The organism is Streptomyces sp. PA03-1a (assembly GCF_033792805.1).
Taxonomy (GTDB): domain Bacteria; phylum Actinomycetota; class Actinomycetes; order Streptomycetales; family Streptomycetaceae; genus Actinacidiphila.
The window spans coordinates 1-3,983 of sequence record NZ_JARAVO010000411.1 but is presented as its reverse complement, the minus strand read 5'-3'; the positions used below and the strand labels follow the sequence as shown (position 1 = coordinate 3,983).

Here is a 3,983-nt window from a genome sequence, read left to right as displayed (position 1 = left end):
GGTGGGATATGTGTATAAGAGCAAGGGTGGACGCCCGCCGCAGGCGCGAACGAGCCGCACACAACCACCGGGCAGCCCGGCGCAGCCGCCCGCAGGCGCAACGCACCCGCACACAACAACCGGGCCGCGCGGAGCGCGGATTGCGCCCGCCGGGTGAACGCGTGCGTCGATCAGCGTAGTGCGCCACGGGGTCCGGGTGCCCGCCCGGTTAAGAGTGGGGGGGTACGCATCCGGAGGAGCAGCGCATGCCGCATGCCGCAGCGGGACCTCCCCGTCGGCCCCCCGCAGGGCCCGCAGGGGCCGCGGTCGGGCTTTTCGCGGCACTGGTGTGCCTGCTCCACGCGTTGTGCGCGCCGGGGGCCGCGGCACTGCAGCCGCCGGAGCGGACGGCGGCCGTCGCCGCCGCCACGGACGAACCCGGCAAGCAGATGCACCACCCCCCGGCGAGCGTCGGGCGGCGCACCGTCCCGCAGGCGGGCCCCCAGCAGCGTGCCGGGACCGTCCAGGGGCACGCCGCCGACATCGTCCACGACACCTGCCCCCCGGATCCGGTGGGCGCCGCGCTCCGCGGTCCCGCCCGGCACGTCGCCCCCGCGGGCAGACCCGACCACCTGCACCTCGTCCTGCGCTGCTGACGGCGCCCGGCCGTCGCCGCCCGCGCGGCGGCCCGCAGCCATGCCCGTCAGCAGGACGACAACCGCAGGAGGAGCCCCACCATGCCCGTGGACATCTACGCAGCCCTGGGCGCGATCGTGCGCGCCGAGGCGGTCCGCGACCGCGAGCGGCCGGTCGCCGCCGACCGGCCGGAGACCGCCCCCGAGCGGACGACGGCGCCGGACGCGGCCCCGCAGGAACCGAGGGAACTGACCGAACGCCACCACGAGTGACGCCCCGGCGGTCGCGCCCTGCCCGGTGCCGGGCGGGGCGCGCCGTACGGGGGAACCGCGGCGCGTGATGCCGCGTTTACCCCAGTGAGTGCGGCACGCGCCGCAGACGGAGGCGGGAAGATGTCCAATCGCGCGAAGGTCGCCGTCGGCGGCGTGGCTGTCGGCCTGATCCTGCTGTGGGTCCTGCCGACGTGGCTGGCCCTGCTGGTCATCGTGGGCGTCCCCGTGGCCGCCTACCTCACCCTGGACCCCTCCCAGCGGCGCAGGCTGCGCCGGGGCGGCAGGCGCCAGATCGGCAGGTGACGGTGTGCGGGGCGCGGTCGCGGCTCAGGTGACGGAGCCCGCGGCGGCGCCGGTCCTGAGGTCGGGGCCCCAGCGGTCCAGCGCGGCCTCCAGGTCGAGCGGGCGCGGGCCGCTGGGTTCCTGCTGCGTGGGCCAGTCCTCACGGGGGACGCGCCACATGACCTCGAACTCGTTCCCGTCGGGGTCCTTGGCGTACAGCGACTTCGACACGAGGTGGTCGCTGGAGCCGACCAGGGCGCCCCGCTCGGTGAGCAGTCGCGCGGTGTCGGCCAGTTCGCGGAGCGTGCCGACCTCCCAGGCCAGGTGGTACAGCCCGACGCGGCCCTGCTCGGGGCCGGGCGCGTCCGGGCCGATGGCGAAGAGCCCGAGGTCGTGGTCGTTGAGCGTGTCCTCGGCGCTGAGGAAGGCGGCGCGGCCGGGGATCTCCACGTCGACCTCGAAGCCGAAGACGGCGGTGTAGAACTCGACGGACCGCGTGACGTCACGGATGTAGAGCACGGCGTGGTTCAGACGGCGAACAGGCATGGCCCCAGGTTACGCGGCCATCATTGAAAGTTCAATGAATGCCTTCGTTAGAATGATCGCGCGATCGACCGACCGACCGAGGGGGAGCAGGGTGAACATGACCGCGACCGTCACCGCCGTCAGCCGCGACGAGGGACACCACTTCAGCAAGCCCACCCATGACAGGATCCGGCTGCTGACCGGGCTCGGCGTGGAGGGCGACGCCCACCTCGGGGTGACGGTGCAGCACCGGTCGCGGGTGGCCCAGGACCCGACGCAGCCCAATCTGCGCCAGGTCCACCTCATCCACGGCGAGCTCCACGACGAGCTGCTCACGGCCGGCTTCGAGGTCGCCCCGGGCGAGCTCGGCGAGAACGTCACCACGCGTGGCCTCGACCTGCTGGGCCTTCCCGTCGGGACGCGGCTGCGGCTCGGCGCGGAGGCCGTCGTCGAGGTGACCGGTCTGCGCAACCCCTGCCTGCAGATCGATGGCTTCCGGCAGGGCCTGCTCAAGCAGGTCGTCGGCCGGGACGAGCACGGCGCCGTCGTCCGCAAGGGCGGGATCATGGGCGTGGTGCTGCACGGCGGAGAGGTGCGGCCCGGCGACCCGATCTCCGTCGAGCTCCCCGAGGGGCCGCACCGTCCGCTCGAGCGGGTCTGACCTCAGGACAGCGCGCAGGAGTTGACCACGTCCCCGCTCGCCGGCCGGGGCACCGTGCGGTCCGCGGGCGGTGTCCTGCCCCGCTCCACCCACGACGTCAGCGCGTCGAACGCGGCCCGGTAGCAGGGCAGGATCGGGCGCAGCCGGTCCGGATACGTGTCGTACAGGCCGTCGACGTGGTTGCCGCCCTCGATCGTGTAGTAGCGGTGCAGCGCGCCCCGGCCCGCGGAGTCGATCATGCGCGCGTAGACGTCCGAGTCGGTCGCGATCGGCAGCAGCGTGTCCAGGGTGCCGTGCAGGGTGATCATCGGCTTGCCGATGCGCCCGGTGAGCGACACCCGGCCGACGGCCCGGTGCACGGCGGCCGGGCGCGCCGCGTAGTCGTAGTCGGCGTCCGAGGCGCAGGGCGCCAGGATCTCCGGCACGCTCGCACCCGCGCTCGCGCCCGGGCAGGCGGGGTCGTAGGAGGGGTCGAACTCGGCGCGGTACACCTTCTGGGTCAGGCCCCAGTAGGCCTGCTGGTGGTAGGCCCACAGGAACTGCGAGCCGGGCGCGAACCCGGCCGCCAGCAGGTCTGCATCGGTGGCCCGGCCCTGGGCGCGGGCCACCGTGACCGGGAGCGAGGTCAGCAGGTTGGGGCCGTCCGCCGTCCAGAGCGTGCCCTCCCAGTCCACGCCGCCGTCGTAGAGCGCCGGGTGGTGCTCCAGCTGCCAGCGGGTGAGGTAGCCACCGTTGGAGATGCCGGTCATGTACGTACGGTGCGGCGCGCGGCCGTAGCGGGAGGCCACCGCCGCCTTCGCGGCCACCGTGAGCTGGGTCGTGCGCCGGTTCCACTCGGCCATCGCGTCACCCGGGCGGCGGCCGTCGGTGTAGAAGTCCGGCCCGCTGTTGCCCTTGTCGGTGGAGGCGAAGGCGTAGCCCTGGGCGATCGCCCAGTCGGAGATCAGGACGTCGAGCGAGTACTGCTTGCGGGTGCCGGGCGCGCCGGTGACGATCAGGCCGCCGTTCCAGCGGTCCGGCAGCCGCAGCACGAACTGGGCGTCGTGCTGCCAGCCGTGCGTGATGTTGAAGCCCGAGGTGTCGGCGAAGTAGCCGTCGACCTGTACGCCCGGCACGCCGGACGGGCGGGTGGTGCCGGCCGCCGCCAGGCCCGCCTGGTCGGCGGTGTCGGTGTACGCGGTGCCCGCCAGCGCGGTGGTCGTCATGTCGGGCAGGCAGGCCTTCTGCTGGTGCTCGGCGCCGGGCACGGTGACCCGGGCCAGCCGGGCGCAGTGCCCTGCCGTACCCGCGGCCGCCTCCGCACCGGCGGGGACCGCGGCGGCGCCGAGCGCGAGCACGGCGGCGAGCAGGGGGACGCCTCTCCAGGGGCGCATGGGGAGCCTCCATTTGCACGTCGGGGATGGCTGCCGCCACATCGTGGCCGCCCGCACCCGGCGCGACCATGGGGTCGTCCCACGCCCGTACCGCCCGGCTCATGGGGCCGCGTGACATGCGTCACCGCCCGGGACGACGCTGCGCAGTACCCTTGGCCCATGCTCTTGCTCGTGCGCCGCCGTCATGTGGACTTCGTCCGCGTCACGAGCATGTCCTGTCGCCGCAGCGGCTGACCCCACCCCGCCCCTTTCCTC

General features: G+C 74.2%; 6 protein-coding genes. 4 read left to right on the top strand and 2 right to left on the bottom strand.

Annotation, left to right across the window (positions count from 1 at the left end; all coding sequences use genetic code 11):
• Nucleotides 1-245 precede the first annotated feature (245 nt).
• From PV341_RS44150 to PV341_RS44140, 3 genes are all read left to right on the top strand, one after another.
• Nucleotides 246-635, top strand: a complete 390-nt coding sequence (locus tag PV341_RS44150; protein WP_500323217.1) for a hypothetical protein — start codon at nucleotides 246-248, stop codon at nucleotides 633-635.
• 81 nt (nucleotides 636-716) lie between these two features.
• On the top strand, nucleotides 717-887 hold the full coding sequence (locus PV341_RS44145; RefSeq protein WP_499515428.1) for a hypothetical protein: 171 nt from the start codon (nucleotides 717-719) through the stop codon (nucleotides 885-887).
• Between the two features lie 120 nt (nucleotides 888-1,007).
• Nucleotides 1,008-1,190: a tail-anchor membrane protein gene (locus PV341_RS44140; protein ID WP_500323219.1), complete on the top strand. Its 183-nt coding sequence runs from the start codon at nucleotides 1,008-1,010 to the stop codon at nucleotides 1,188-1,190.
• A 24-nt stretch (nucleotides 1,191-1,214) separates the two neighbouring features.
• Here the strand turns inward: PV341_RS44140 and PV341_RS44135 are convergent, their stop codons facing one another.
• Complete coding sequence (locus tag PV341_RS44135; protein ID WP_500323221.1) at nucleotides 1,215-1,715, bottom strand: VOC family protein; 501 nt, start codon at nucleotides 1,713-1,715, stop codon at nucleotides 1,215-1,217.
• A 97-nt stretch (nucleotides 1,716-1,812) separates the two neighbouring features.
• Between PV341_RS44135 and PV341_RS44130 the strand changes: the two genes are divergently transcribed.
• Nucleotides 1,813-2,355, top strand: coding sequence for an MOSC domain-containing protein (locus PV341_RS44130; protein WP_500323223.1), 543 nt, complete (start codon nucleotides 1,813-1,815; stop codon nucleotides 2,353-2,355).
• Between the two features lie 2 nt (nucleotides 2,356-2,357).
• On the opposite strand, the gene PV341_RS44125 is transcribed toward PV341_RS44130, so the two are convergent.
• Nucleotides 2,358-3,728 carry a tannase/feruloyl esterase family alpha/beta hydrolase gene (locus tag PV341_RS44125; RefSeq protein WP_500360877.1) on the bottom strand — a complete coding sequence of 457 codons (1,371 nt, stop codon included), beginning with the start codon at nucleotides 3,726-3,728 and terminating at the stop codon, nucleotides 2,358-2,360.
• Between the last annotated feature and the right edge of the window lie 255 nt (nucleotides 3,729-3,983).

Excerpts from the sequence above, each read along its gene's own strand:
- PV341_RS44150 (WP_500323217.1), top strand. The coding sequence starts at position 246 with ATGCCGCATGCCGCAGCGGGACCTCCCCGTCGGCCCCCCGCAGGGCCC.
- PV341_RS44145 (WP_499515428.1), top strand. The coding sequence starts at position 717 with ATGCCCGTGGACATCTACGCAGCCCTGGGCGCGATCGTGCGCGCCGAG.
- PV341_RS44140 (WP_500323219.1), top strand. The coding sequence starts at position 1,008 with ATGTCCAATCGCGCGAAGGTCGCCGTCGGCGGCGTGGCTGTCGGCCTG.
- PV341_RS44135 (WP_500323221.1), bottom strand. The coding sequence starts at position 1,715 with ATGCCTGTTCGCCGTCTGAACCACGCCGTGCTCTACATCCGTGACGTC.
- PV341_RS44130 (WP_500323223.1), top strand. The coding sequence starts at position 1,813 with ATGACCGCGACCGTCACCGCCGTCAGCCGCGACGAGGGACACCACTTC.
- PV341_RS44125 (WP_500360877.1), bottom strand. The coding sequence starts at position 3,728 with ATGCGCCCCTGGAGAGGCGTCCCCCTGCTCGCCGCCGTGCTCGCGCTC.